The following is a 25,860-nucleotide window of genomic DNA, read 5'->3' as shown; positions in this document are numbered from 1 at the left end:
CGTTTTCTCGGGGCGAAAAAAAGCCGGGGTTTCGTTACCGATAACCCCGGCTTCTGTTACGTGGAAAAACCGAGGTAACAGTTTTTTCACATCTTCAAGCGTTACTCGCACACGATACAGGTGACATTCAGCTCTCGCTGGCGACCCCGGTCTTGCGCCGTGGAATGCCCAGACGCTGACGGCGTTCCCACAGACATTTGCGGCTGACGCCCAATTTGCGCGCCAGTTCGGTCTCGGTCATGTGGTCCTGATGCTCAAGCACGAAGTGCTGGAAGTAGTCTTCCAGCGACAGATCTTCGGTTGGCTCGTGGCTACTGTTGCTGGTGTTACCGCCGGTTTGCGCCGGCAAACCGATGAACTCGTCATCGTCGAGATCGCTCAGCTCGATATCGATGCCCAGTAGCTCGGCGGAAATTTCCGGGCTTTCGCTGAGGATCACCGCGCGCTCGACAGCGTTTTCCAGCTCACGCACGTTACCTGGCCAGGAATAGTGCCGGATCGCCTGTTCGGCATCGGCAGCAAATTTCAGGTCGGTACGGTTGATGCGCGCGCTCTGACGAGCAAGGAACGCCGTGGCGATTTCGTTGACGTCGGCGCCACGCTCGCGCAGGGCCGGCAATTTCAGCGCGATCACGTGCAAGCGGTAATACAAGTCTTCGCGGAACTGGCCGATTTTCGCCAGGCTCTTGAGGTCACGGTGAGTCGCGGCGATCAGACGCACATCGACTTTCTGTGATTGCACCGAGCCGACGCGGCGAATTTCGCCTTCCTGCAATACGCGCAGCAGGCGTGCCTGAGCTTCGAGCGGCAGTTCGCCGATTTCATCGAGGAACAACGTGCCGCCATCCGCTGCTTCCACCAGACCTGCGCGACCGGCGCTGGCGCCAGTGAACGCACCTTTCTCGTGGCCGAACAGTTCGGACTCGATCAGGCTTTCCGGGATCGCCGCGCAGTTCACCGAAATCATCGGTGCCTTGGCGCGTTTCGACAGGTTGTGCAGGGCGCGGGCCACCAGTTCTTTACCGGTGCCGGATTCGCCCTGGATCAATACATTGGAATCGGTTGGCGCGACTTTGCGAATCTTGCTGTACAGATCCTGCATCGGCGGGCACGAACCGATGATGCCAATCTCGCCGTTACTATTATCGACGGCGGATTTGCCGCTGCCATTGGTAGGTTTGGCGGTAACACTTTCACCCGCTGCCGGGGCCGATTGACGGTCGCGCAGGATGCGCGCGACGGCTTGCAGCATCTCATCGTGATCGAAAGGCTTGGCGATGTAGTCGACCGCGCCCATTTTCATCGAATCGACTGCTGAACGCAGGCTGGCGTAACTGGTCATGATCAGCACCGGAGTGCCCTGGCCAAGCTTGATCAGCTCGGTGCCTGGCGCACCTGGCAGGCGCAGATCGCTGACGATCAGATCGAATGTTGGAATGGTGAAGCGTTCTTGTGCTTCCTGCACTGAACCGGCTTCGCTGACCTGATACTGGTTACGTTCCAGCAGGCGGCGCAAGGCGGAGCGGATAATTGTTTCGTCTTCGACGATCAAAATGTGCGGCATTGATTCGATACTCTCGACGGTCTCAGTTCACAGCGGACGTCGCTTCGACATGACGCGGCAATGTCACCCGGATTCGGGTGCCGCGCTGGCTCAAGACATCAGCCGGGCTGTCGATGGTGATTTGTCCATAATGCTCTTCAACGATGGAATAGACCAGTGCAAGGCCCAGACCGGTGCCTTCGCCAGGATCCTTGGTGGTGAAGAAGGGTTCGAACAATCTGTCCATGATGTTCTTCGGAATACCGCTGCCTTCGTCCTCGACGATCAGATCGACCGTGTGTTCGCCGGCTTCGCTCTTCACGCGTACCGCACTGCCGGCAGGCGAGGCGTCACGAGCGTTGGAGAGCAGATTGATCAACACCTGGGCGAGCCGCTGCGGATCGCCTTCGACCCAGTGATCGGGGTCGCACAGGTTATAGAATTGCACTTCGAAATTGCGTCGGTTCAGCGCCAGCAGACCGATTGCATCCTGCGCCACTTCGGCCAGACAGACGGGCTCGTCGCTGTGCTGATGGCTGCCGGCATGGGCGAAGCTCATCAACGACTGCACGATGCGCGACACGCGTTTGGTCTGCTCGAGAATCTGGCCGCTGATCTCAGTCAGCTCGCTGTCATCTTCGCGCTCTTCGCGCAGGTTCTGCGCCAGACAGGCGATGCCGGTGATCGGATTGCCGATTTCGTGAGCCACACCGGCCGCGAGCCGACCGATACTGGCCAAGCGCTCGGAGTGCACCAGTTTGTCTTCGAGCATCTGGGTTTCGGTCAGGTCTTCCACCAGTAACACCAAACCACTGTTACCCGGTGCCAACGGCTCATCAATGGCGGCTTTGTGCAGATTCAGCCAACGGGTCTGGCCGTCGAGCGCCAGATGTTGTTTGTGCAAATGCTCGTCCGGCAGATTGATGAAGCCTTGCAGCAATTCTTTCCACGGATCGGCGATGGTGCTCAGGCGCGAACCGACCACTCGTTGCGCAGCGATCCCGGTCAGCTCTTCCATGGCTTTGTTCCACATCAGGATCTCTTGATCCTTGGCCAGCGAGCAGACGCCCATCGGCAGTTCCTGCAAGGTCTGGCGGTGGTAGCGGCGCAGGGCATCGAGTTCGGCGGCGAGACCGGTCAGGCGCGAGTGGTAATCCTCGAGCCGGCTTTCGATGAAGTGAATGTCTTCGGTGACGTAGTTTTCGCCGCCAGCCTTGTAGGGCAGGAAGGTTTCGACCATGTCCTGCGCAACACTCGGGCCCATCAGGCCGGACAGGTTGGCTTCGATGCGATCGCGCAGACGACGCAAGGCGTACGGCCGGCGCTCGTCGAACGGCAGATAAAGGTCACGCAGCGCTTGTTCGACTTCTTTCTGCGCTGCTTTGGCGCCCAACGGTTTGGCCAGTTGCGTTGCGAATTCCTGCGGCGATGCGGCGTGCAGTTCGCGTCGCTGCGGACGGCGCACGTTATCCACCGCGCAGGCTTCAGCGGCACTGGCTTCTTCCGGGCTGGCGTTGGTGAACAGCGAGATCAAGGTGAACATCAACACGTTGGCCGCCAGCGAAGCAATCGCCGCCATGTGCCAACTGGTGTCGTCGAGCACGTAGATCATGTTCAACAGCGGAATATAGAAACCCTGCAGATTGCCGACCAGCGGCAGCAGCATGGTCACCACCCACACCAGAATCCCCGCGAGCAGACCGGCGATAAAGCCGCGACGGTTGGCAGTCGGCCAGTACAGCACCGACAACACGCCCGGCAGGAATTGCAGGGTGGCGACGAACGCGACAATCCCGAGGTTGGCCAGATCCTGCTCGGCGCCGAGCATCAGGTAGAAGCCGAAACCGGCCATGATGATCGCAACGATCAGCGCCCGGCGGGTCCATTTCAACCAGCGATAGATATTGCCCTCGGCCGGTGGCTGATACAGCGGCAGTACCAAGTGGTTCAGCGCCATGCCGGACAGTGCCAGCGTGGTAACGATGATCAGACCACTGGCCGCCGAGAGGCCGCCGACATAGGCGAGCAACGCCAGCGACTTGCTGTTGGCGGCGATGCCAATGCCGAGGGTGAAGTATTCCGGGTTGGTCGTGGCACCAAGTTTCAGCCCGGCCCAGAGGATCAGCGGCACTGCCAGACTCATCAGCAGCAGGAACAGCGGCAGGCCCCAGCTCGCACTGACCAGCGAACGCGGGTTGAGGTTTTCGGTGAAGGTCATGTGGTACATGTGCGGCATCACGATCGCCGAGGCAAAAAACACCAGCAGCAACGTGCGCCACGGGCCTTCCTGCAACGGCGTGTGCAGGGCGGCGAGGGCGGTCTGGTTCTGCAGCAGCCACAGTTCCAGTTGTTGCGGGCCGTCGAACACGCCGTACAGCGCGTAGAGGCCGACGCCGCCGATGGCAATCAGTTTGATCACCGATTCGAAGGCAATCGCGAACACCAGCCCTTCGTGTTTTTCACGGGTGGCGATGTGGCGCGAACCGAAGAAGATCGTGAACAGGATGATCAGCGCACAGAACGCCAGCGCCACCCGGCTCTGCACCGGTTCGCCAGTCAGGATGCCGATCGAGTCAGCCACCGCTTGAATCTGCAAGGCCAGCAGCGGCAACACGCCGATCAGCATGAAAATCGTGGTCAGCGCGCCGGCCCAGGTGCTGCGAAAGCGGAAGGCAAACAGATCTGCCAGTGAAGACAGTTGGTAGGTGCGGGTGATTTTCAGAATCGGATAGAGCAACACCGGCGCCAACAAGAACGCACCGGACACGCCGAGATAACTTGAGAGAAAGCCGTAGCCGTACTGATAGGCCAATCCGACCGTGCCATAAAACGCCCACGCACTGGCGTAGACGCCCAGCGACAGCGTGTAAGTCAGGGGATGGCGAATGATCGCCCGTGGAATCATTCCACGCTCACTGATCCACGCTACGCCGAACAGAGCGGCCAGGTAGGCGGCGCTGATCAGCAGCATCTGGGTCAGGCTAAAGCTCATCGGCATCTTTTTGGCTCTGCAGGATGAAGGTCACGACGATCAGGATCAGCCACAGCAGATACGGCCGATACCAGGCGCCCGTGGCGTCGATCCACCAATCCATGATGGCCGGAGAAAACAGGTAGATCCCCACGACCAGAAGCAGGACCAAGCGATAGATGTACATCCCGGCCTCTCTTTTTATGTGCGTGCCCGAAAACGTGCGGCGATGGTAACGGATGGGCGCGCCACTGCAAGCGCCGTCATGACAGTTGTGCTTCAGGTAGCGTCAGCGTGCGCGGGATCTGCGCGGCGTCCCAGTGGGCGCTGCCCCAGATCAGCAATTCCTGCGGTGTGGCGTGGGCCAGTTCGGCGCCGGGGTTTTGCCCCAGTGCACGCAAGGCGCGCAGCAACAAAGGCGTGGCCTGATCGGCCTCCAGCGGCGGCGAACGGTAGGACTTGCCGAGCTTGTTGCCGTCCGGCTGGGTGATCAGCGGCAGGTGCAGATAGCGTGGCTGACGCAAGCCCAACAGTTCCTGCAAATACAGCTGACGTGGCGTCGAGTCGAGCAGATCGGCGCCGCGCACAATGTCGGTGATACCTTGCCAGGCATCATCCAGCACCACGGCCAGTTGATAGGCGTAGAGGCCGTCGCGGCGGCGAATTACGAAATCACCGACGTCGCGCCCCAGATGCTGACGGAATTCGCCCTGCACGCGGTCGATGAAGTGGTATTCCAGCTCCGGCACGCGCAGGCGGATCGCGGCATCGTCCTGTCCGTGGCCGGCATTGCGGCACAGCCCCGGATAAATGCCGTGATACGCCTCAAGTTGTTTGCGCGAGCAGGTGCAGGCGTACGCCAGGCCATGGTTGAACAGGCGATTGAGCACTTCGGCGTAGGCGTCGTGCCGATCACTCTGGCGCACCATCTCGCCATCCCACTCGAAACCGTAGCTTTCCAGCGCCTTGAGGATCGCCGCCTGCGCGCCGGGTTCTTCGCGCGGAGGGTCGAGATCCTCCATGCGCACCAGCCAGCGGCCGCCGACCGAGCGCGCGTCAAGATAAGAAGCCAGTGCGGCAACCAGCGAACCGAAGTGCAGATGTCCACTGGGGGTCGGGGCGAAGCGTCCGATGTAGGCGGGGGAAGTGATGGCAGTCATGGCGGCGATGTTACTTGTGAGGGTCAAAAACAGCTGTGAGAGTCAAAAACAGCAGAAACAAAAACGGAGCGTTCGCACGCTCCGTTTTTCGTTCAGATCGGAATTACTTGCCGACCTGCTTTTCCTTGATTTCAGCCAGATTCTTGCAGTCCACGCACATGTCGGCGGTAGGACGGGCTTCGAGGCGTTTGACGCCAATCTCGATGCCGCAGGAGTCGCACCAGCCATACTCGCCGTCTTCGATCAACTGAAGGGTCTTGTCGATCTTCTTAATCAGCTTGCGCTCGCGGTCGCGGGCGCGCAGTTCAAGGGCGAACTCTTCTTCCTGACTCGCACGGTCGGCCGGGTCAGGGAAGTTGGCCGCTTCGTCCTTCATGTGATCAACCGTGCGGTCGACTTCCTGCATCAAGTCGAGTTTCCACTTGGTCAGGATCTTGGAGAAGTGCGCGCGCATGGGGGCGCCCATGTACTCTTCGCCAGCTTTCGGAACATAAGGTTCGAAACCGCTGAGCGATTGGTTAGCCTGTTGCTTTGCTTGGGTGGGCATGAAATGGACCGCCTCTACTCTTGTAATCCATTGCGCAGGATTGCTCCATCACCGACACCTGCCGGCCCTGCGGCTGCAAGCGGGCGAACTTACCAGATCAATTCGGCCCGCGCTACTCCCGGATGTCGAAGCCCCGGCGGGTGGCGCTTGCAATTGTTGGGCAAGCCATGTCTGACGGTGTGGAAGACCTGTTCAATCACTGATTTTAGTCAATCCTGGAGCGTACGTTCGTATCGTTACAGTCCAGCGTTCTTGAGGCTGTGACCGCTGCGGGTTCTCGCTCGTTCCGGGAGACGGTTAGAATCGTTTTTTTTACCCCCGTCGAAGGAAGGCCAATGGCTCAGCCCTACAGTGCGCGCAGTCGTGCGATCGAACCGTTCCATGTCATGGCGTTGCTGGCGCGGGCCAATGAATTGCAGGCCGAAGGGCACGACGTGATCCACCTGGAAATCGGCGAGCCGGACTTCACCACCGCCGAGCCGATCATTCGCGCCGGGCAAGAGGCGCTGACGGCGGGCAAAACTCGCTACACCGCCGCCCGTGGCATTCCTGAACTGCGCGAGGCGATCGCCGGTTTCTACCAGACGCGATATGGCCTGAATATCGATCCACGGCGGATTCTGATCACCCCCGGTGGTTCCGGTGCATTGCTGCTGACCAGCGCGTTGCTGGTTGATCCGGGTAAGCACTGGTTGCTGGCTGATCCGGGTTATCCGTGTAACCGCCACTTCCTGCGTCTGGTCGAAGGCGCGGCGCAACTTGTTCCTGTCGGTCCGGACGTGCGTTATCAACTGACACCGGATCTGATCGACCGACATTGGGACAATGACAGCGTTGGCGCGCTGGTCGCATCGCCGGCCAACCCCACCGGCACGATCCTGACTCGCGATGAGTTGGCGAAGTTATCCACAGCCATCAAGGCGCATCATGGTCATCTGGTGGTGGACGAGATCTATCACGGCCTGACCTATGGCACCGATGCCGCGAGCGTGCTGGAAGTCGATGACAGCGCCTTCGTGCTCAACAGTTTCTCCAAGTATTTCGGCATGACCGGTTGGCGCCTCGGCTGGCTGGTGGCGCCCGAAGCGGCGGTCAGCGAGCTGGAAAAACTTGCACAGAATCTCTACATCAGCGCGCCGAGCATGGCGCAATACGCGGCACTGGCGTGTTTCGAGCCGGACACGATCGCCATCCTCGAAGAACGCCGCACCGAATTCGGCCGTCGCCGCGACTTCCTGCTGCCGGCGCTGCGCGAACTGGGTTTCAACATCGCCGTGGAACCTGAGGGTGCGTTCTACCTGTACGCGGATATCAGCAAGTTCGGCGGCGATGCCTTCGCGTTCTGCCGCCATTTCCTTGAAACCGAGCATGTGGCGTTTACGCCGGGACTGGATTTCGGTCGTTATCAGGCCAGCCATCATGTACGTTTTGCCTACACGCAAAATCTTCCTCGCCTCCAAGAGGCGGTGGAACGCATCGCACGCGGCTTGAAGAGCTGGCAAGGCTGATGCGCTTTTATCCTCCTCTCGAAGAAGCGCGGCTGATCCGACGATATAAGCGTTTTCTTACCGATATCGAAACCGTTAGCGGCGAGATGCTGACCATTCACTGTCCGAATACCGGCTCGATGCTCAACTGTCAAGTCGAGGGAGGACAGGTCTGGTTCAGTCGCTCGAATGATCCCAAGCGCAAATTGCCCGGCACTTGGGAAATCGGCGAAACCCCGCAGGGGCGGCTGTTCTGTGTGAACACCGGCCGCGCCAATGCACTGGTCGAAGAAGCCTTGCAGGCGGGTGTTATCACCGAGCTGAACGGCTTTACCGCTTTGAAGCGCGAAGTGGCTTACGGGCAGGAAAACAGCCGCATCGATTTCCGTCTCGACTATCCGAGCGGCCCGGCCTATGTCGAGGTGAAAAGCGTCACGCTTGGATTCGATGGCACTGCGGTGGCGGCGTTTCCGGATGCGGTAACTCAGCGCGGCGCCAAGCATTTAAGGGAGTTGGCGCATCTGGCCCGCGATGGCATTCGGGCGGTCCAGTTGTATTGCGTCAATCTCACGGGCATCGAAGCGGTGCGCCCGGCCAGTGAAATCGATTCAGCCTACGCCGATGCGCTGCGCGAAGCGGTGGCCAGCGGTGTTGAAGTGTTGGCGTACGGTGTGCGCCTGACCCATGAGGAAATCGTCATCGACCGCCGTCTGGACGTGTTGCTCAACGGTTAAACGTCGACCCACAAGCCTTGAGCATCTTCGCGACAAGGCACGGCGCTCAGCGATTGCCCGGCGCACGGCCCGGACACGCATTCACCGTCCTCGATCAGAAACAGTGCGCCGTGGGTGGCGCACTGGATCAGGCTTTTGCTCGGGTCGAGAAACTGGTCGGGCTGCCATTCCAGGCCGACGCCACGGTGTGGGCAACGGTTGAGATAAACGTAGACCTGACCTGCACGACGCACGGCGAACAGTTTTTTACCTTCCAAGTCGAAACCGCGGCTGGCGGCTTCGGCCACGTCGGCGCCCGTGCAGAGAAACTTCATGGCTATCCTCAGGTGTCAGCTCGGGGTCCGAGCTTGACGTTTAAATGCAAACAACTACAAATGGCCGCCTTCGCCTACTGCGTGGTGACCGATGCCAAGGATACTTGGCTCGCCGTCCTGCTGCCCGGGAAAACCTTTCAAGGAAACTGTTTATGCGCCTGAGTTCCGACATTGAAATCCTTGTCTGACGGTTTTCCACCGACCCAGAGCGGCCAATGACCACGCTGGTCAAACCCCGTGGCTTGTTCATCGGCCTGACGCTGCTGTGTCTGGTAGCTATCTGGCTGTCTCTGGCGTTGGGGCCGGTCAGTCTGCCGCTGTTCGATACCTTGCGTGCCGCGCTGCGCATGCTTGGCGTGCCTTTGGCGCCGCATGGGCTGGAGCAGGCTGAGCTGATTCTCGGGCAGATTCGTCTGCCGCGAACGCTGCTGGGTCTGGCGGTTGGCGGTGTGTTGGCGCTGTCCGGGGTGGCGATGCAGGGCTTGTTTCGCAATCCTTTGGCCGATCCCGGTTTGGTCGGGGTTTCCAGTGGCGCGGCGTTGGGTGCGGCGGTGGCGATTGTCGGCGGCTCGGTGTTTGGCGGCTTGCCGGAATGGTTCGGGCCGTATCTGTTGTCGGCGTGTGCGTTTCTCGGCGGACTTGGGGTGACGGCGCTGGTGTATCGCCTCGGTCGGCGCAACGGCCAGACCAATGTCGCGACCATGTTGCTGGCGGGTATTGCGCTGACGGCGCTCGCTGGCTCTGCGGTGGGGCTTTTCACCTATCTGGCGGATGACGCGACGCTGCGCACGCTGACGTTCTGGAATCTCGGCAGCCTCAACGGCGCGAGCTACGCGCGCTTGTGGCCGCTGCTGATCATCAGTGCCGGTGTGGCGTTGTGGTTGCCGCGTCGGGCCAAGGCTTTGAATGCGCTGCTTTTGGGTGAGTCGGAAGCCGGGCATTTAGGTATTGATGTAGAACGGCTTAAGCGTGAGTTGGTGTTCTGTACCGCGCTGGGCGTTGGCGCGGCTGTGGCGGCGGCCGGGATGATCGGGTTTGTCGGGTTGGTGGTGCCACATCTGCTGCGCTTGCTTGCCGGGCCGGATCATCGAGTATTGCTGCCTGCCTCGGTACTGGCGGGAGCGAGTCTGCTGCTACTCGCCGATCTGGTGGCGCGTCTGGCGCTGGCGCCGGCGGAGCTGCCGATCGGGATTGTCACGGCGTTTATTGGTGCGCCGTTCTTTCTGTTTTTGCTGCTGCGAGGGCGTGCCTGATGTTGAGTGCGCACAATCTGCATATCCGCCGTGGCCGCAAGACTGTGCTGGCCGATGTCAGTCTGCAACTTGAACCGGGCGAAGTGCTTGGAGTGCTGGGGCCAAATGGTGCTGGCAAAAGCACGTTGCTTGGGGCACTGTGCGGTGAACTTGCGGCTAGTGAGGGCGAGGTTCTGCTCGACGGTAAAGCATTGAGTCATTGGAGTGGTCCGCAGCGCGCGCAGCGTCTGGCGGTGTTGCCACAGGTTTCGACCCTGGACTTCGCCTTTCGCGTGGAAGAAGTCGTAGGCATGGGCCGTTTGCCGTATCAAAGCGGTCGGGTGCGCGATGACGAGATTATTGCGGCGGCACTCGATGCGGCGGACGCGGCTCATCTGAGTGGTCGCAGCTATCTGGCGTTGTCCGGCGGCGAACGTCAGCGCGTGCATCTGGCGCGGGTGCTGGCGCAGCTCTGGCCGGGGCAGGTTGGGCAGACGTTGCTGCTGGATGAACCGACTTCGATGCTCGATCCTTTGCATCAACACACCACGCTGCAAGCGGTGCGCGAATTTGCTGATCGCGGCGCGGCGGTGCTGGTGATCCTGCATGATCTGAATCTGGCGGCGCGTTATTGTGATCGCTTATTGCTGCTGCAGGATGGGCGGCCGGTGGCGCTGGATTCGCCGCAAGTGGTGCTGCGTCCGGAGCCGCTAAAGGCAGTGTTCGGGCTTGAAGTGCTGGTGCAGCCGCACCCGGAACGCGGGCATCCGCTGATCATCGCCCGCTGATCACGTCATCGAGGTGCAGGCATGCGCAGGATTTTGCTGTTGATGGTGTTGTTGCTCGGTGGCTGTCAGCACGTGCCGCCGCCACCGGTGGCTGGTGAAATCCGCGATCTGCGTAACGGCGAAGTGCTTACCGTGCAGGAGCTGCTGGCGCGCTTGAGCAAACCGGCACGGGTGATCATTGGCGAACAACATGACAATGCCGATCACCATGCTGTTGAGTTGTGGCTATTGCAGAACCTTGGAAAAACGCGGCCTCAAGGCAGTTTGTTGCTGGAAATGCTCACGCCGGATCAGCAGGTGCGGGTTGATCACGTACGTCATGCATCGCCTCCACCAAACGATATTCCAGCGGCATTGGCCTGGCAGGACGGTTGGGACTGGAATCTGTATGGCCGGATTGTTCGTTTTGCCCTGACGCAGCCTTATCCGCTACTGGCGGCCAATCTTGATAACAGTGAAATTCGCGCTGTTTATCGCAATCCACCCGTGTTGGATGGCACCCGCAGTAATGCTGCGACGGTGAAATCCGAGTTACTGGGTGAGATCAGTGATTCCCACTGTGGCTTGCTCCCCCAATCGCAAATGCCGGCCATGCTCGCCGTCCAGCAACAAAGAGATCGGCGCATGGCAACGCGTTTGTTAGAAGCGCCCGCCCCCGCACTTTTATTGGCCGGTGGATTTCACGCGCGCAAAAATGTCGGCGTGCCGCTGCATGCGCTCGACCTGTGGGCGCCTGAAGCGCCGACCGTGCTGATGCTCGCGGAGCAGGGCAGTCAGATCACGCCTGCTATGGCCGACTACGTCTGGTTCACTCCGGCCAAAGCGCCGCAGGATTACTGCGCCGAGATGCGTAAACAGTTCGGCAAATGACTTTGTTGCGGGCAAAAAAAGACCCGGTAAAAACCGGGTCAAATAACCGTGATTAGCCTGATGAGGAGATAATCTGAGAGTCCGAACCAAGGGCTTTTCAGAATATCGACTGATCTCGCGACCAGTTGTGATAATCATAGCGATTCTCATTACCAAGTCAACAGCTGTTTTTTGATTTGTCTTGGAAATGGCCGTGATGACGTGAAAATGCTGGTTGTCAGGTGGCTGTTCTGGAGGCAGTCAGTTGCTTGTTGAGCTGGTCGATACGCCGCGCCATGCTCTCGATCAAGCTGTGGGCGATTTTTGGATTGGTGCGGGTCAGGCTTAAAAACTGCTCGCCGGGGATCAACATTACGGTACTTGGCTCGCTGGCGATGACCGTGGCATTACGCGGTTCGCGGGTGAACACCGCCATCGCTCCGAAGATCTCGTCCTTGGGCACTTCGCCGACCTTGTGTCCATCGACGAACGCTTCGGCGTGCCCCGCAATGATGACGAAGACGTGATCCGCTTCATCGCCCTGGTGAATCAACACTTCGCCGGCCGGCACCCGTTTGAAACCATTGGTGCTGCGAAACTCACGCGGTTTGAGTTCTGCAACCGCGTGGGCAAGTAGTGCCATTTGCCCGAGCAAGTAGTTCAGAAGCGGCTCGCATTGCACCTGCGCAAACAGATCGCTGCGGCGATAGGGCAGTAACCGCAGCGGGCTCTGCGCGCTCAAGCGGCAATCTGCCCATTGCGTACCGCGCTGCAAGCCGATCAGGTCACCTTCCTGCCAGTAGAACAGCGGCCGCCCGGCGAAATAGCCGGTGATCACCCCTTCGACCAGCAGGAACAGTTGATCCTCAGGCAATTCATTCAAGAAATCCTCGGCGCCTGCCAGTTCCAGCAGCGGCCCGCACGGCTCAACTGCCTCAAGCCATTGCGCCGGCAGTTTCTGTAAATGGTTGATGAATGTGTCGGTCTGCGCCGATTGCTCCCCGAGCAGGTACATGGTTCAGGCACCCGTTCAGTTCTTGTGGCGAGCGGAAATGGCATCAAGCTGTTTGTTCAGCGCATCTTTGCGTTCGGCGGGAATGTCGTTCCAGTGCACATCCATCAACGCGCCCTCGATTGCATACAGCAACACCTTCGATGCCCGGAACCCGCGCGTACGCACGGCGCGGTAGGCGTCGACCGCCCCCAGGCGACGCAAGTCCGAGGCGCTGTGGATGCCCACGGCATGCAGCCATTGCGCCGACGTCTTGCCAAGATTCTTCAGGTGTTGCAGTTCATCATTCATCAAGCCTCCTTGCGACGGCCGAGCGGGGCGTGGGCGAGCTTCTCAGGAGTGTAGTCATCAGCAGGAAAAGCGTGGTTCTTTGGTCGGATTCGACGCAAACGCTTCTAAGCCCAGTCTGATATTTCAGTGGGATAGAAGTCGGGAAGGGTGTAGGAGGAATTCTAAAGTCACGCAGTCCAGCGCAAAGCGGGGGCGCTGGACAGGTTCAGGTGTTTCGCGGGTTAGCGGGTGCGGTAACGCAGGCGGGTGCCGAAATTCATCGACATCAGAATCTCGTCGGCACTCAGCTCGGGCGGAAAGTAGGCGCCGGAGATTTGCGCATGGGCCAGGCTCGCGCCTTCCAGCGCCGCTTTGCGAAAGTCGATGCCGCGCAAATCAGCGGAACGGAAGTAGGCGTCCCGGAAATCCACGCCATCGGCGTTCAGTTCACGCAGGTCGAGACCCCGAAAATCGCCACCGACCATATCGATCGGGCCGTCTTGCGGGCGCTCGTTGTTGAAACCGGTTATGTCGTCTTTGTGCAGCAAGGCATACAGCGGGGTGTCGAGAAGTTTCGGCTGGCTCATGTCACATCACCTGTTGGTTTTATGACGCCAGTATAGTGCCACTATTTAGCGGCCGTGAAGCCAGCGAGGGCGTCACGGCCGAAATAGTTTCTTACAGACCTGGCAGGCGCTGACGGATCTGCGCGACAACGGTGTCCAGAGTCCCGGATTCGTTGGTCTGTACACGTTTGCTGCGCAGAATTTCTTCCGGGCTCAGCGCTTCGCGATTGGCTTGCTGCGCTTCGATCACGGCCAGCGTTGCGTCGGACGGATCTTTTTTATCTGCCTGACGCGTCGCCAGCCAGCTCTCGACGACTGCTTGCGGGGCGTTGCAGTCGAGGATCAGGAACGGCGTGCCAGTGGCTTCGGCAACCTTGGCGGCGTTGTCGCGCTGCTCACGCTTGAGGTAAGTGGCGTCGATTACCACCGGGAAACCGGCGTGCAGGATGACGTCGGCAATCTCGTGCAAGCGAGCATAGGTGGCAGCGCTGGCATCGCTGCTGTAGATCCCGGCCTGCACATCATTGGCCACGGTTTGCTCACCGAACAGACGCTTGCGCTCCACATCGGAACGCAGACGAATCGCGCCCAGCGCTTCGACCAGACGCATGGCCACGTGGCTTTTACCGACAGCGGAAACGCCGTGGGTGATCGCCATGAAACGCGAAGGAATGGTGCTATAGCTTTCCGCCAGGTTGGCGTAGTTGCGGTACTGGCGCAGGGTGGTAGCGCGCTGCACCGGGGTGGCGTCCGCCGGCATGCTGAACAGTGCGACTTTGGCGCGAACCAGCGCGCGGTAGGCTTTATAGAAGTTCAGCACTTCCAGGCCTTGATAGTCACCGGTCAGTTCCAGGTATTGGCTGATGAAGCGACGGGCGAGGGATTTCAGGCCGCGGTCTTCGAGGTCCATCGTGAGGAAACCGGTGTCGGCGTAGACGTCGGTGAAGCGGAACGGCTCGTTGAATTCGATGCAGTCGAAGATCACCACTTTGCCGTCGATCAGCGTGGCGTTGCCCAAGTGGATGTCACCGTGGCATTCGCGGGTGAAACCGTCGGCCTTGCGCTGGGCGAACAGCGGCTTGAGGCGTTCGAAGCTGCTTTCAGCCCAGGCTTGCAGCGCTTCGAGTTGCAGCAGATCGTTCTTGTCGCTGAGGAACGGCAGGATCTGTTCGAAGTTCTGCCGCACTGGCGCCATCACGCTGTCCGGGGTGCCGGCGTCGTGTTCGGCCGGGACTTTTGGCGCGCTGAGATGGAATTTGGCGATCTGCTCAGCCATCTCGTCGATATGCGTGGTGGTCAGCTCGCCGTTGGCTTGCAGTGTGCTGAGCAGGCCGGATTGCGGGAACTGACGCATTTTCAGCACATATTCGATAGCCGGGCCGTCGCCGCCCAGTTGCGGAGCCTCGGCAGTGCCGGTCACCGGCAACACTTCAAGATACAAATCATCGGTCAGGCGTTGGTTCAGACGCAGCTCTTCAGCGCAAAAATGCGCGCGGGCTTCGAGGCCGGTGAAGTCGAGAAAACCGAAATTAACCGGTTTCTTCACTTTATAAGCGAACGGACCGGTGAGCAGCACCCACGAGATGTGGGTTTCGATGACCTGGAACCCGTCGACGGGATGCGGGTAGAGGGCCGGGTTTTGCAGGGCAGCGATCAGAGACTGGCTCACGGGCGATCCTTCAGAGACTGGGGGGAATTCGAGGCGGCCATTATGGCCGCTCGCCAGCCTGACGCAAACCTCGGAGCGCTTCTATCGAGTCTGAATAAAGTGCGTATAATCCGCCGCCATGACTCGAACTCGATCTCCCCGTACCAAGAAAAAACCACCATCCAAAGGCATGAACCCTTGGCTGAGCTGGGCTATTAAACTCAGTCTGGTCGGCCTTGTGGTGCTGGCCGGCTTCGCCGTTTACCTCGATGCCGTGGTGCAGGAGAAGTTCTCCGGCAAGCGCTGGACCATCCCGGCCAAGGTATACGCGCGCCCGCTCGAGCTGTTCGTCGGACAAAAGCTCAGCAAAGAGGATTTCCTTACCGAACTCGATGCCTTGGGCTATCGCCGTGAAGCTGTGAGCAATGGCCCCGGCGCTGCGGCCGTCAGTGGCAACACCGTCGATCTGAATACCCGTGGCTTCCAGTTCTACGAAGGCCTGGAAAAACCCCAGCCGGTACGCGTGCGCTTCTCCGGCGATTACGTCGCCGAGCTGTCGGCGAGCAACGGCTCCAAGCTGTCGGTGGTGCGCCTTGAGCCGCTGATGATCGGCGGGATCTACCCGAAAAATCTCGAAGACCGGATTCTGATCAAGCTCGATCAGGTGCCGCCCTATCTGCTGGAAACCCTGGTTGCCGTTGAAGACCGGGATTTCTACAGTCACTGGGGCGTGTCGCCGAAGTCGATTGTCCGGGCGATCTGGGTCAACACCTCTGGCGGCAAGATGACCCAGGGCGGCAGTACCCTGACGCAACAGTTGGTCAAAAACTTCTATCTGACCAACGAGCGCAGCCTGACCCGCAAGCTCACCGAAGCCATGATGGCGTTGCTGCTGGAAGTGCATTACGACAAGAAAGACATTCTTGAGGCCTACCTTAATGAAGTGTTTGTCGGCCAGGACGGTCAGCGTGCGGTGCACGGTTTCGGTCTGGCCAGTCAGTTCTTCTTCGCCCAGCCATTGTCCGAGTTGAAGCTGCATCAGGTGGCGTTGCTGGTGGGTATGGTCAAAGGACCGTCCTATTACAACCCGCGGCGCAACCCTGAGCGCGCGCTGGAGCGACGTAATCTGGTGCTCGACGTGCTCGAGCAGCAGGGCGTTGCGACTGCCGAACAAGTCGCTGCGGCGAAACAAATGCCCCTGGGTGTAACTACTCGCGGCAAACTGGCCGACAGCTCGTTCCCGGGCTTCATTGATCTGGTCAAACGCCAGTTGCGCGAAGACTATCGCGACGAAGACTTGACCGAAGAAGGTCTGCGGATCTTCACCAGTTTTGATCCGATTCTGCAGATGAAGGCCGAGGCTTCGGTCAACGACACCTTTAAACGTCTGTCCGGGCGCAAGGGTTCCGACGACGTGGAAGCGGCGATGGTCGTGACCAACCCGGAAACCGGCGAAGTCCAGGCCATGATCGGTAGCCGTCAGGCGAGTTTCGCCGGCTTCAACCGCGCGCTGGATGCGGTGCGGCCGATCGGCTCGTTGATCAAACCGGCGGTGTATCTCACGGCGCTGGAAAAACCGAGTCAGTACACGTTGACCAGTTGGCTGTCGGACGATCCGCTGTCGGTCAAAGGTGCGGACGGCCAGGTCTGGAAACCGCAGAACTATGACCGTCGTTCCCACGGCACCGTGTTCCTTTATCAGGGGCTGGCGCATTCGTACAACCTGTCGACCTCGCGTCTCGGGCTGGCAGTCGGCGTGCCGAATGTCCTCAAGACGTTGGGGCGTCTGGGTGTAACCCGCGAATTCCCGGCTTACCCGTCGATGCTGCTGGGTGCCGGCGGCATGACGCCGATCGAAGTGGCGACCATGTACCAGACCCTCGCCAACGGTGGTTTCAACACCCCGATGCGCGGGATTCGCAGCGTGCTGACCGCCGAGGGGGAGCCGCTCAAGCGTTATCCGTTCCAGATCGAACAGCGTTTCGATCCGGCCTCGATCTATCTGATCCAGAACGCCATGCAGCGCGTGATGCGTGAAGGTACCGGTAGTTCGGTCTATAACGTGCTGCCGAAAACCCTGACGCTGGCGGGCAAGACTGGTACCAGTAACGACTCACGTGACAGCTGGTTTGCCGGTTTCAGCCAGGATCTGCTGGCAGTGGTGTGGCTCGGTCGCGACGACAACGGCAAGACGCCGTTCACCGGTGCCACCGGTGCGTTGCAGGTGTGGACCAGTTTCATGCGCAAGGCCGATCCGTTGCCGCTGGACATGCCGCAACCGGATAACGTGGTGCAGGCCTGGGTTGATTCGCGTACCGGACAAGGTTCCGACGCCAACTGCCCGGGCGCGGTGCAGATGCCGTATATTCGCGGCAGTGAACCGCCACCCGGCGCCGCCTGTGCAAGCGAAACGCCTGCTTCCGGCGAGTCGGTGATGGATTGGGTCAAGGGCTGGATGAATTAAGCAAAGAGGGTTTCAAGTGAACAAGTGGTTGATTCCAGCGGTGACTGCCGTGGCTTTGCTCAGTGGCTGCTCCACCGTACAGCGTGGTTCGATTCCGGTTGTCGATTCCGGCACCGCCGTGTCCAACAGCGAACGCATTTCGGCCAATGGCGGTTTCCGTCAGACCACCGTCAAGCGTCCTGCGCAGGCCCAGCCTCAAGCTATCCCGCAAGGCGATACCGGCGTTGTGGTGATGGTGCCGGGTGGCGGCGCGACAACATCGGCGCCGATCAGCTCTGCGCCAATCGTGCCGGGCCCATCGTCCGGCGGGATTACTTCCGGGCCGTACAACCCTTCGTCAGTCCAGTCGGCGCCGATCAACTCCGGCAGCTATAGCATGCCTGCGTCGCCGAGCGGCATTCCGTCGGCGAGCAGCGGCGGCGGTCTGTCTGCCGACGAACAGCTGGACGGCCCGGTACTCGCTCTGCTGACCACCGCACAACAGCAACAGGCCGGTGGCGACCTCAATGGCGCGTCCTCCAGCCTGGAGCGCGCTCAGCGTGTCGCACCGCGTGAGCCGCAAGTGCTTTACCGTCTGGCGCAAGTACGCATGGCCCAGGGCGATGCGCCGCAGGCCGAGCAATTCGCTCGTCGCGCGCTGACCATGGCTAACGGTCGTCCGGACTTGCAGGCCAACCTGTGGGAATTGATCGCGCAGTCGCGTGAGAAACAAGGCGATTCCGCCGGCGCCACACTGGCCCGTCAGAAGGCCAAGGTAGCGTTGTAATGGATGCACGCTTCCCGAAAATCGCCGATCAGCTTCTGCTGATCGAGCGTGAATTGCGCACGCAAGGCTGGTGGGACGAAGTGCAGCCATCTGCCGAAGCCTTGAGCAGTGTCGAGCCGTTTTCGGTCGATACGCTGGATTTCGAACAGTGGCTGCAATGGATTTTCCTGCCGCGGATGAAGATGATCCTCGAACAGGATCTGCCGTTGCCAAACGCCTCGGGCATTCAGGAGATGGCAGAAATGGTCTTCGCCGCACGCAATGTGCAGGGCAAGGATCGCCAGTTGCAGGTCTTGCTCAAAGAGTTCGACCTGCTGATCACCGCGTCCCGCTGAATCGGAAACTGCCAGTCACTACTGGCAGTTCTCCGCGATCTGCTTCTGCGCTTCCGTCACGCGTTCCTGGCGTTGTGTATCGCTCAATCGGCGTAATTCTCCACCGACTTCTTCTCTCAAGCGCGGGTTGTTCTGCAATTGCGCGAGATTCGTCCGTGCCTGATCGCAAAACACCTTGAGCTGCGCCTGCTGCTCTGCGACTTGTTTCTTCACGTTGGTGTCGATGGTTTTCTGATCGCCGATCGTGCCGTTGCCAGGCGCTGCCGGCGACTTGATCGCAGACGGAGAGGGCGTCTGGATTGAGGTAGAAGAATGCCCTTGGGGCGGCTGCGCATCGAAATGTGTGACGCCTTGAGCATCGACCCATTTGTAGATTTGACCAGCCATGCACCATGGGCTGAGGCCGATCAACAGAGTCAGGAGGAGCGTTCGCATGCTGATTCCTTGGCAAAACTGCGCAATTGAAGCTAACAGAGTAGCGGTTTCCGGGTTTTTTCTTGCGTTCTCATGTGCTTACCCACAATTAAGCACATTGACGGCTTGACTTGCAGGGGGCGAAACAGAAGAATCCAAAGTCCGCTGTAGAGGGACTGCCAGAAGCAGACCCACTCGGTAGATCATGAGGCGCATACCCGCGCCGACCTGTTACACCCGCAACGCGTTACCTCGCGCTGGGTGGGAAAGGCCCGCAACACTTGGGACGATCCCAATACTTGCTCAGTCAGTGCTGACGTAGTCGGCGACCACCGTCGCTCATGCTCTGCCGAGAAGTAAACCTATTAAGACCCGTTCGCTTTTTTGTGGACGGTATTCTGGCGTTTTAGAGGTGAACAACGTGGAGCTTTTATCTGGCGGTGAGATGCTCGTCCGCTTCTTGCGTGACGAAGGCGTCAAATATATCTACGGGTACCCGGGTGGTGCTCTCCTGCATGTTTACGATGCCCTGTTCAAAGAACCGGAAGTGACTCACATCCTGGTTCGTCACGAACAAGCGGCGACCCATATGGCTGACGGTTACGCCCGTGCCACCGGTAAAGCCGGCGTGGTATTGGTGACTTCCGGTCCTGGCGCCACAAACGCCATCACCGGTATTGCCACCGCCTATATGGACTCGATTCCGATGGTGATCATTTCCGGTCAGGTGCCAAGCACCATGGTCGGCACCGACGCGTTCCAGGAAACCGACATGATCGGTATCTCCCGGCCGATCGTGAAGCACAGCTTCATGATCAAGCACGCCTCGGAAATCCCGGAAGTCATGAAGAAAGCGTTCTACCTGGCGCAATCCGGTCGTCCGGGCCCGGTCGTGGTCGATATCCCGAAAGACATGACCAACCCGGCCGAGAAGTTCGAATACATCTTCCCGAAGAAAGCCAAGCTGCGTTCCTACAGCCCGGCCGTGCGCGGTCACTCGGGGCAAATCCGCAAGGCCGCAGAAATGCTCCTGGCGGCCAAACGTCCGGTTATGTACGCCGGTGGCGGTGTGATTCTGGGCCACGGTTCGGAGCCTTTGACCGAACTGGCGCAGATGCTCAATCTGCCAGTGACCAATACTCTGATGGGCCTCGGTGCTTACCCTGGCACCGACCGGCAGTTCATCGGCATGCTTGGCATGCACGGCAGCTACACCGCCAACCTGGCGATGCACCATGCCGACGTGATCCTCGCGGTCGGCGCGCGTTTCGATGACCGTGTGATCAACGGCCCGGCGAAGTTCTGCCCGAACGCCAAGATCATTCACATCGACATCGACCCGGCTTCGATTTCCAAAACCATAAAGGCCGACGTGCCGATCGTTGGTCCGGTGGAGAGCGTGCTGACCGAAATGGTCGCGATTCTCAAGGAAATCGGCGAAACCCCGAACAAGGAAGCTGTCGCCAGCTGGTGGAAGCAGGTTGATGAATGGCGCGGTGACCGCGGTCTGTTCCCTTATGACAAGGGTGACGGCAGCGTCATCAAGCCGCAGACCGTGATCGAAACCCTGTGCGAAGTGACCAAGGGCGACGCCTTTGTGACCTCCGACGTTGGCCAGCACCAGATGTTCGCGGCGCAGTACTACAAGTTCAACAAGCCGAACCGCTGGATCAACTCTGGCGGTCTGGGCACCATGGGCTTCGGTTTTCCGGCGGCCATGGGCATCAAGTTGAGCTTCCCGGACGCCGATGTTGCCTGCGTTACCGGCGAAGGTAGCATCCAGATGAACATCCAGGAACTCTCGACCTGCCTGCAATACGGGTTGCCGGTGAAGATCGTCATTCTGAACAACGGTGTCCTGGGCATGGTTCGTCAGTGGCAGGACATGAGTTACGGCAGCCGTCACTCGCACTCCTACATGGAATCGTTGCCGGACTTCGTCAAACTGGCGGAAGCCTATGGTCACGTCGGCGTACGCATCACCGAATCGAAAGATTTGAAGTCGAAGATGGCAGAGGCGTTCGCCATGAAGGACCGCCTGGTGGTGATCGATATTTCGGTCGACACCAGTGAGCACGTCTACCCGATGCAGATCAAAGACGGCTCCATGCGCGATATGTGGCTGAGCAAGACGGAGCGTACTTAATCATGCGGCACATTATTTCCTTGCTTCTGGAAAACGAACCCGGTGCTTTGTCTCGCGTAGTCGGCCTGTTCTCGCAGCGCAACTACAACATCGAAAGCCTGACCGTGGCGCCGACCGAAGACCCGACTCTGTCGCGTCTGACGCTGACCACAGTCGGCCACGATGAAGTCATCGAGCAGATCACCAAAAACCTGAACAAGCTGATCGAAGTGGTCAAGCTGGTCGACCTGTCGGAAAGTGCTCACATCGAGCGCGAACTGATGCTGGTCAAGGTCAAGGCCACTGGCGCCCAGCGCGCCGAGATCAAACGCACCACCGATATTTACCGTGGACAGATCGTCGATGTCAGCGCCAGCGTGTATACCGTTCAACTGACCGGTACCAGCGACAAGCTCGACAGCTTCATTCAGTCCATCGGCACCGCATCGATTCTGGAAACCGTCCGCAGCGGCGTGACCGGTATTGCCCGCGGCGACAAAGTACTCAGCATCTAAACCAATTTAGTGAATGGCCTGAACGGCCTGGATATATAGGGGAATTTCATGAAAGTTTATTACGAAAAAGACTGCGACCTGTCGATCATCCAGGGCAAGAAAGTTGCCATCATCGGTTACGGTTCCCAGGGCCACGCTCAAGCGTGCAACCTGAAAGACTCCGGCGTTGACGTTACTGTTGGTCTGCGCAAAGGTTCGGCCACTGTTGCCAAAGCCGAGGCTCACGGCCTGAAAGTGACTGACGTTGCTTCCGCTGTTGCTGCTGCCGACCTGGTGATGATCCTGACCCCGGACGAGTTCCAGTCTGCTCTGTACAAGAACGAAATCGAGCCGAACATCAAGAAAGGCGCCACTCTGGCCTTCTCCCACGGCTTCGCGATCCACTACAACCAGGTTGTTCCGCGTGCTGACCTCGACGTGATCATGATCGCGCCGAAAGCTCCGGGCCACACCGTGCGTTCCGAGTTCGTCAAGGGCGGCGGCATTCCTGACCTGATCGCGATCTACCAGGATGCTTCGGGCAACGCCAAAAACGTTGCACTGTCCTACGCTGCAGGCGTTGGTGGCGGTCGTACCGGCATCATCGAAACCACCTTCAAGGACGAGACCGAAACCGACCTGTTCGGCGAGCAAGCCGTTCTGTGCGGCGGTACCGTTGAACTGGTTAAAGCCGGCTTCGAAACGCTGGTTGAAGCTGGCTACGCGCCGGAAATGGCCTACTTCGAGTGCCTGCACGAACTGAAGCTGATCGTTGACCTCATGTACGAAGGCGGTATCGCCAACATGAACTACTCGATCTCCAATAACGCCGAATACGGCGAGTACGTGACTGGCCCGGAAGTGATCAACGCCGAGTCCCGTCAGGCCATGCGCAACGCCCTGAAACGTATTCAGGACGGCGAATACGCCAAAATGTTCATCAGCGAAGGCGCAACCGGCTACCCTTCGATGACCGCCAAGCGTCGTAACAACGCCGCTCACGGTATCGAAATCATCGGCGAGCAACTGCGCTCCATGATGCCGTGGATCGGTGCCAACAAGATCGTCGACAAAGCCAAAAACTAAGTCGTCGTCCCTTGTATGAAAAAACGCGGCCTCGGCCGCGTTTTTTCGTATGGGCCGATGGTTCTGGTATAAAGCAGCAGCGTTTGTGGCCGAACCGTCGTCCCAGACACCTGTCGAAACTGTCCAACCCGTTGCAAGGTAATGTCCATGAGCGAACGTCCCGAAGAGCCGAACAAGGCTTCTGACGCCGAAAGCCTGCTGCCCATCGATGAACATATCGAAGAGGGGCATGACGCAGAAGGTCGTAAAGTCCGGCATCGTGGTATCTATCTGCTGCCGAATCTGTTCACCACTGCGAACCTGTTCGCGGGGTTCTATTCGATCATCAACTCGATGAGTGCCCAGGCTGCGTTGAGCGCCGGGGATAGTGCGAACGCGAGCAAGTATTTCGCCTTCGCCGCCATCGCGATTTTTGTCGCCATGGTGCTCGACGGCCTCGATGGCCGTGTGGCGCGCATGACCAACACCCAAAGTGCGTTCGGCGCCGAGTACGACTCGTTGTCGGACATGGTCGCCTTCGGTGTCGCGCCCGCGCTGCTTGCATTCGGGTGGGCATTGGGCGACATGGGCAAGGTCGGCTGGATGGTCGCCTTCATCTATGTGGCTGGCGCGGCATTGCGTCTGGCACGCTTCAACACGCAGGTCGGTACCGCTGACAAGCGTTACTTCATCGGACTGGCCAGCCCGGCTGCCGCGGGTGTGGTGGCGGGGATCGTCTGGGCGTTCAGTGATTACGGGATTCAGGGTTCGAAAATGTCGTTCCTGGTCGCGTTGATGGTGGCTGCTGCCGGCATGCTGATGGTCAGCAACATCAAGTACAACAGCTTCAAGGAGCTGGACCTGAAGGGGCGTGTGCCATTCGTAGCCATCCTTGCTGTGGTGCTGGTGTTCGCCGTTGTATTCAGCGATCCGCCACGTATTCTGTTGCTGGTGTTTCTTGCCTATGCAGCGTCTGGCCCGGTGCAGTATTTGTTGCGTCTTCGTCGTCACAAAAACGCCGAGTGATGTAATTTCCTCCATACTCCGCAGTCAATGGTGCATCTGTCCTCCAAAACTGCGGAGTTGCCATGCTGATCAAAGTCCCTAAAGCGTCCGACTGCCATGAGTCGGACGTCACGTCTGAATCCATTTATCTGTCTCGTCGCCAATTGCTTGGGGCTACTGCTGCCGGTCTTGCAATGACTGGCCTGCCGCGTTGGGCCAGCGCCGAAGATGCTGCGCGCTATGCCGATGTCGATCCTGGAAAACCTCCTGCCTGGTTCAACGAAAAGCTGCCTTCTACCAAATGGGGGGCAGTGAACGTCAAGGATGAGGCGATCACGCCTTTCAAGGACGCGACCCATTACAACAACTTCTACGAGTTCGGTACCGACAAGGGCGATCCGGCGGCCAATGCTGCGTCGCTGAAAACCGAACCGTGGAGTGTGGTGGTAGACGGGGAGGTGGGTAAGCCCGGGCGATATGCGCTGGAAGACTTCATGAAGCCTTATCAGTTGGAGGAGCGCATCTATCGCCTGCGTTGTGTAGAAGCATGGTCGATGGTGATTCCATGGATCGGCTTTCCCATCTCTGCGCTGTTGAAGCAGGTAGAGCCGACCTCGAAGGCTAAATACATTCGCTTCGAAACCCTGCAAGACCCGAAGAGCATGCCGGGCCAGCGTTCCGGGTTTGCCCTGATCGAGTGGCCGTATGTTGAAGGCTTGCGGCTGGACGAAGCGATGAATCCTTTGGCGATTCTCGCCGTGGGCATGTATGGCCGTGAGCTGCCGAATCAGAATGGTGCGCCGTTGCGTCTGGTTGTCCCGTGGAAGTACGGCTTCAAGAGCGTGAAGTCGATTGTGCGCATCAGTCTGGTCAGTGAGCAGCCGAAGACAACCTGGCAGAGCATTGCAGCGGACGAGTACGGTTTTTATGCGAACGTGAATCCGACAGTTGATCACCCGCGCTGGACCCAGGCACGCGAGCGGCGTCTGCCGAACAGTCTGTTCAAGCCGAATGTGCGCGATACGCAGATGTTCAACGGCTACTCGGAGGAGGTCGCTTCTTTATATACAGGCCTCGATCTGCGGAAGAATTACTGATGCGATATCCGTTCTGGCGTGTAGGCGTTTTCATTGCGGCGGCGATCTGGCCGCTGTTGTGGTTCTATCAAGCCTTTGCGGATTTGCTTGGGCCTGATCCCGGCAAGGTCCTGGTTGATCGGCTTGGGCTGGGCACTTTGGTGCTACTGCTGATCACCTTGAGCATGACGCCTTTGCAGAAACTAACTGGGTGGGCAGGGTGGGTTGCTGTGCGTCGGCAATTGGGCTTGTGGTGTTTTGCCTATGTGGTGGTGCATCTATCCAGCTATATGGCGTTCATTCTGGGATTTGACTGGTCGCAGCTGGGTGTCGAGTTGCGCAAGCGTCCCTACATTATTGTCGGGGCACTGGGTTTTCTTGGGTTGTTGGCTTTGGCCGTGACGTCGAACCGCTACAGTCAGCGTCGGCTGGGTGTTCGCTGGAAGAAGCTGCACCGGCTGGTTTACGTGATTCTAGGGTTGGGTTTGCTGCATATGTTGTGGATCGTGCGTGCCGATCTTAAAGAGTGGGCGGTCTATGCCTTTATAGGTGTCGTCCTTCTGGTGCTGCGGATTCCTCCAGTAACTCGGCGAATCCCGCGTTTGCTGGGTAAAAAGCCTGTTTTGCAAGAAAAGCGAAATTAGTGATTGACGGCAGATTCTGGAAGTCTATAATTCGCCCCACTTCCGGCGCAGTCGAAACGGAAAACTCCTTGAGATTCAATGAGTTGCGTAGGTTTCGGCAGTGCAGGGCTTCAGTTTATCGAGGTTGGGAAGTGGCTGAAAAAGAGGTGTTGACAGCAGCGTGTAACGCTGTAGAATTCGCCTCCCGCTGACGAGAGATCGGAAGCGCAAGTGGTTGAAGTTGTTGAAGAATTCTTCGAAAACTTCTGAAAATAATCACTTGACAGCAAATGAGGCTGCTGTAGAATGCGCGCCTCGGTTGAGACGAAAGATCTTAACCAACCGCTCTTTAACAACTGAATCAAGCAATTC

General features: G+C 59.0%; 25 protein-coding genes. 14 read left to right on the top strand and 11 right to left on the bottom strand.

The window, feature by feature from the left end; all coding sequences use genetic code 11:
* Positions 1-127: 127 nt before the first annotated feature.
* The 5 genes from ACP7EE_RS27065 to dksA form a co-directional block, all read right to left on the bottom strand.
* A complete protein-coding gene (locus ACP7EE_RS27065; protein ID WP_426238038.1) occupies positions 128-1,564 on the bottom strand; it encodes a sigma-54-dependent transcriptional regulator in 1,437 nt (478 codons plus the stop codon).
* Between the two features lie 22 nt (positions 1,565-1,586).
* A complete protein-coding gene (locus ACP7EE_RS27060) occupies positions 1,587-4,541 on the bottom strand; it encodes a sensor histidine kinase (protein ID WP_420648405.1) in 2,955 nt (984 codons plus the stop codon).
* A complete protein-coding gene (locus tag ACP7EE_RS27055; RefSeq protein WP_003176118.1) occupies positions 4,525-4,701 on the bottom strand; it encodes a hypothetical protein in 177 nt (58 codons plus the stop codon). Before ACP7EE_RS27055 ends, ACP7EE_RS27060 begins: the two co-directional genes overlap by 17 nt.
* 76 nt (positions 4,702-4,777) lie before the next feature.
* Positions 4,778-5,674: a tRNA glutamyl-Q(34) synthetase GluQRS gene (gluQRS, locus tag ACP7EE_RS27050; protein ID WP_426238035.1), complete on the bottom strand. Its 897-nt coding sequence runs from the start codon at positions 5,672-5,674 to the stop codon at positions 4,778-4,780.
* A gap of 103 nt (positions 5,675-5,777) precedes the next feature.
* On the bottom strand, positions 5,778-6,221 hold the full coding sequence (dksA, locus tag ACP7EE_RS27045; RefSeq protein ID WP_426206728.1) for an RNA polymerase-binding protein DksA: 444 nt from the start codon (positions 6,219-6,221) through the stop codon (positions 5,778-5,780).
* Between the two features lie 335 nt (positions 6,222-6,556).
* On the opposite strand from dksA, the gene ACP7EE_RS27040 reads away from it, so the two are divergent.
* Both ACP7EE_RS27040 and sfsA read left to right on the top strand, forming a co-directional pair.
* Entirely contained in the window at positions 6,557-7,729 is a 1,173-nt protein-coding gene (locus tag ACP7EE_RS27040) for a pyridoxal phosphate-dependent aminotransferase (RefSeq protein ID WP_426238032.1), read from the top strand.
* Positions 7,729-8,442, top strand: a complete 714-nt coding sequence (sfsA, locus tag ACP7EE_RS27035; protein WP_426238030.1) for a DNA/RNA nuclease SfsA — start codon at positions 7,729-7,731, stop codon at positions 8,440-8,442. The genes ACP7EE_RS27040 and sfsA overlap by 1 nt, the downstream gene beginning before the upstream one ends.
* Here sfsA and ACP7EE_RS27030 read toward each other — a convergent pair.
* Complete coding sequence (locus tag ACP7EE_RS27030) at positions 8,439-8,756, bottom strand: Rieske (2Fe-2S) protein (protein ID WP_426238028.1); 318 nt, start codon at positions 8,754-8,756, stop codon at positions 8,439-8,441. The genes sfsA and ACP7EE_RS27030 overlap by 4 nt on opposite strands.
* Positions 8,757-9,025: 269 nt before the next feature.
* Between ACP7EE_RS27030 and ACP7EE_RS27025 the strand changes: the two genes are divergently transcribed.
* Genes ACP7EE_RS27025 through ACP7EE_RS27015 form a run of 3 tightly spaced genes read left to right on the top strand, consistent with a single transcriptional unit; the run spans position 9,026 to position 11,646 of the window.
* The gene (locus tag ACP7EE_RS27025) at positions 9,026-10,009 is read left to right on the top strand and encodes a FecCD family ABC transporter permease (RefSeq protein WP_426238043.1); all 984 of its coding nucleotides are present in this window, start codon (positions 9,026-9,028) and stop codon (positions 10,007-10,009) included.
* Complete coding sequence (locus tag ACP7EE_RS27020) at positions 10,009-10,776, top strand: heme ABC transporter ATP-binding protein (protein ID WP_426206733.1); 768 nt, start codon at positions 10,009-10,011, stop codon at positions 10,774-10,776. Before ACP7EE_RS27025 ends, ACP7EE_RS27020 begins: the two co-directional genes overlap by 1 nt.
* 21 nt (positions 10,777-10,797) lie before the next feature.
* Positions 10,798-11,646, top strand: a complete 849-nt coding sequence (locus ACP7EE_RS27015) for a ChaN family lipoprotein (RefSeq protein WP_426238026.1) — start codon at positions 10,798-10,800, stop codon at positions 11,644-11,646.
* A 217-nt stretch (positions 11,647-11,863) separates the two neighbouring features.
* On the opposite strand, the gene ACP7EE_RS27010 is transcribed toward ACP7EE_RS27015, so the two are convergent.
* The 4 genes from ACP7EE_RS27010 to ACP7EE_RS26995 form a co-directional block, all read right to left on the bottom strand.
* Positions 11,864-12,640 carry a Crp/Fnr family transcriptional regulator gene (locus ACP7EE_RS27010; RefSeq protein ID WP_426238024.1) on the bottom strand — a complete coding sequence of 259 codons (777 nt, stop codon included), beginning with the start codon at positions 12,638-12,640 and terminating at the stop codon, positions 11,864-11,866.
* A gap of 15 nt (positions 12,641-12,655) precedes the next feature.
* Positions 12,656-12,928, bottom strand: a complete 273-nt coding sequence (locus tag ACP7EE_RS27005; protein ID WP_053123870.1) for a TfoX/Sxy family protein — start codon at positions 12,926-12,928, stop codon at positions 12,656-12,658.
* A gap of 221 nt (positions 12,929-13,149) precedes the next feature.
* The gene (locus tag ACP7EE_RS27000) at positions 13,150-13,494 is read right to left on the bottom strand and encodes a pentapeptide repeat-containing protein (protein ID WP_426238022.1); all 345 of its coding nucleotides are present in this window, start codon (positions 13,492-13,494) and stop codon (positions 13,150-13,152) included.
* 91 nt (positions 13,495-13,585) lie between these two features.
* A complete protein-coding gene (locus ACP7EE_RS26995) occupies positions 13,586-15,142 on the bottom strand; it encodes an AAA family ATPase (protein ID WP_426238020.1) in 1,557 nt (518 codons plus the stop codon).
* A gap of 118 nt (positions 15,143-15,260) precedes the next feature.
* Between ACP7EE_RS26995 and mrcB the strand changes: the two genes are divergently transcribed.
* Genes mrcB through ACP7EE_RS26980 form a run of 3 tightly spaced genes read left to right on the top strand, consistent with a single transcriptional unit; the run spans position 15,261 to position 18,686 of the window.
* Complete coding sequence (mrcB, locus tag ACP7EE_RS26990; RefSeq protein WP_426238018.1) at positions 15,261-17,585, top strand: penicillin-binding protein 1B; 2,325 nt, start codon at positions 15,261-15,263, stop codon at positions 17,583-17,585.
* A 16-nt stretch (positions 17,586-17,601) separates the two neighbouring features.
* Positions 17,602-18,351 carry a hypothetical protein gene (locus ACP7EE_RS26985; protein WP_426238016.1) on the top strand — a complete coding sequence of 250 codons (750 nt, stop codon included), beginning with the start codon at positions 17,602-17,604 and terminating at the stop codon, positions 18,349-18,351.
* Positions 18,351-18,686, top strand: a complete 336-nt coding sequence (locus ACP7EE_RS26980) for a YqcC family protein (protein ID WP_426206740.1) — start codon at positions 18,351-18,353, stop codon at positions 18,684-18,686. The genes ACP7EE_RS26985 and ACP7EE_RS26980 overlap by 1 nt, the downstream gene beginning before the upstream one ends.
* An 18-nt stretch (positions 18,687-18,704) precedes the next feature.
* On the opposite strand, the gene ACP7EE_RS26975 is transcribed toward ACP7EE_RS26980, so the two are convergent.
* On the bottom strand, positions 18,705-19,121 hold the full coding sequence (locus ACP7EE_RS26975; RefSeq protein ID WP_426238014.1) for a DUF4124 domain-containing protein: 417 nt from the start codon (positions 19,119-19,121) through the stop codon (positions 18,705-18,707).
* Positions 19,122-19,521: 400 nt separating this feature from the next.
* On the opposite strand from ACP7EE_RS26975, the gene ACP7EE_RS26970 reads away from it, so the two are divergent.
* The 6 genes from ACP7EE_RS26970 (at position 19,522) to msrQ (ending at position 25,509) form a co-directional block, all read left to right on the top strand.
* Entirely contained in the window at positions 19,522-21,246 is a 1,725-nt protein-coding gene (locus ACP7EE_RS26970; RefSeq protein ID WP_426206742.1) for an acetolactate synthase 3 large subunit, read from the top strand.
* A 2-nt stretch (positions 21,247-21,248) separates the two neighbouring features.
* Complete coding sequence (ilvN, locus tag ACP7EE_RS26965; RefSeq protein WP_003176102.1) at positions 21,249-21,740, top strand: acetolactate synthase small subunit; 492 nt, start codon at positions 21,249-21,251, stop codon at positions 21,738-21,740.
* A 48-nt stretch (positions 21,741-21,788) separates the two neighbouring features.
* Positions 21,789-22,805 carry a ketol-acid reductoisomerase gene (gene ilvC / locus ACP7EE_RS26960; protein WP_007948647.1) on the top strand — a complete coding sequence of 339 codons (1,017 nt, stop codon included), beginning with the start codon at positions 21,789-21,791 and terminating at the stop codon, positions 22,803-22,805.
* A 147-nt stretch (positions 22,806-22,952) separates the two neighbouring features.
* Positions 22,953-23,810 (top strand): CDP-diacylglycerol--serine O-phosphatidyltransferase, encoded by an 858-nt coding sequence (gene pssA, locus ACP7EE_RS26955; RefSeq protein ID WP_186546929.1) that lies wholly within the window; start codon positions 22,953-22,955, stop codon positions 23,808-23,810.
* A gap of 62 nt (positions 23,811-23,872) precedes the next feature.
* On the top strand, positions 23,873-24,886 hold the full coding sequence (gene msrP / locus ACP7EE_RS26950) for a protein-methionine-sulfoxide reductase catalytic subunit MsrP (protein WP_426206744.1): 1,014 nt from the start codon (positions 23,873-23,875) through the stop codon (positions 24,884-24,886).
* Positions 24,886-25,509, top strand: a complete 624-nt coding sequence (gene msrQ / locus ACP7EE_RS26945; RefSeq protein ID WP_426206745.1) for a protein-methionine-sulfoxide reductase heme-binding subunit MsrQ — start codon at positions 24,886-24,888, stop codon at positions 25,507-25,509. The genes msrP and msrQ overlap by 1 nt, the downstream gene beginning before the upstream one ends.
* Positions 25,510-25,860 lie beyond the last annotated feature (351 nt).

It is taken from the genome of Pseudomonas sp. TWP3-2 (genome assembly GCF_049897765.1).
Lineage (GTDB): Bacteria > Pseudomonadota > Gammaproteobacteria > Pseudomonadales > Pseudomonadaceae > Aquipseudomonas.
Note: the sequence above shows the minus strand (reverse complement) of the source record. Positions and strands in the feature narration are given on the sequence as shown.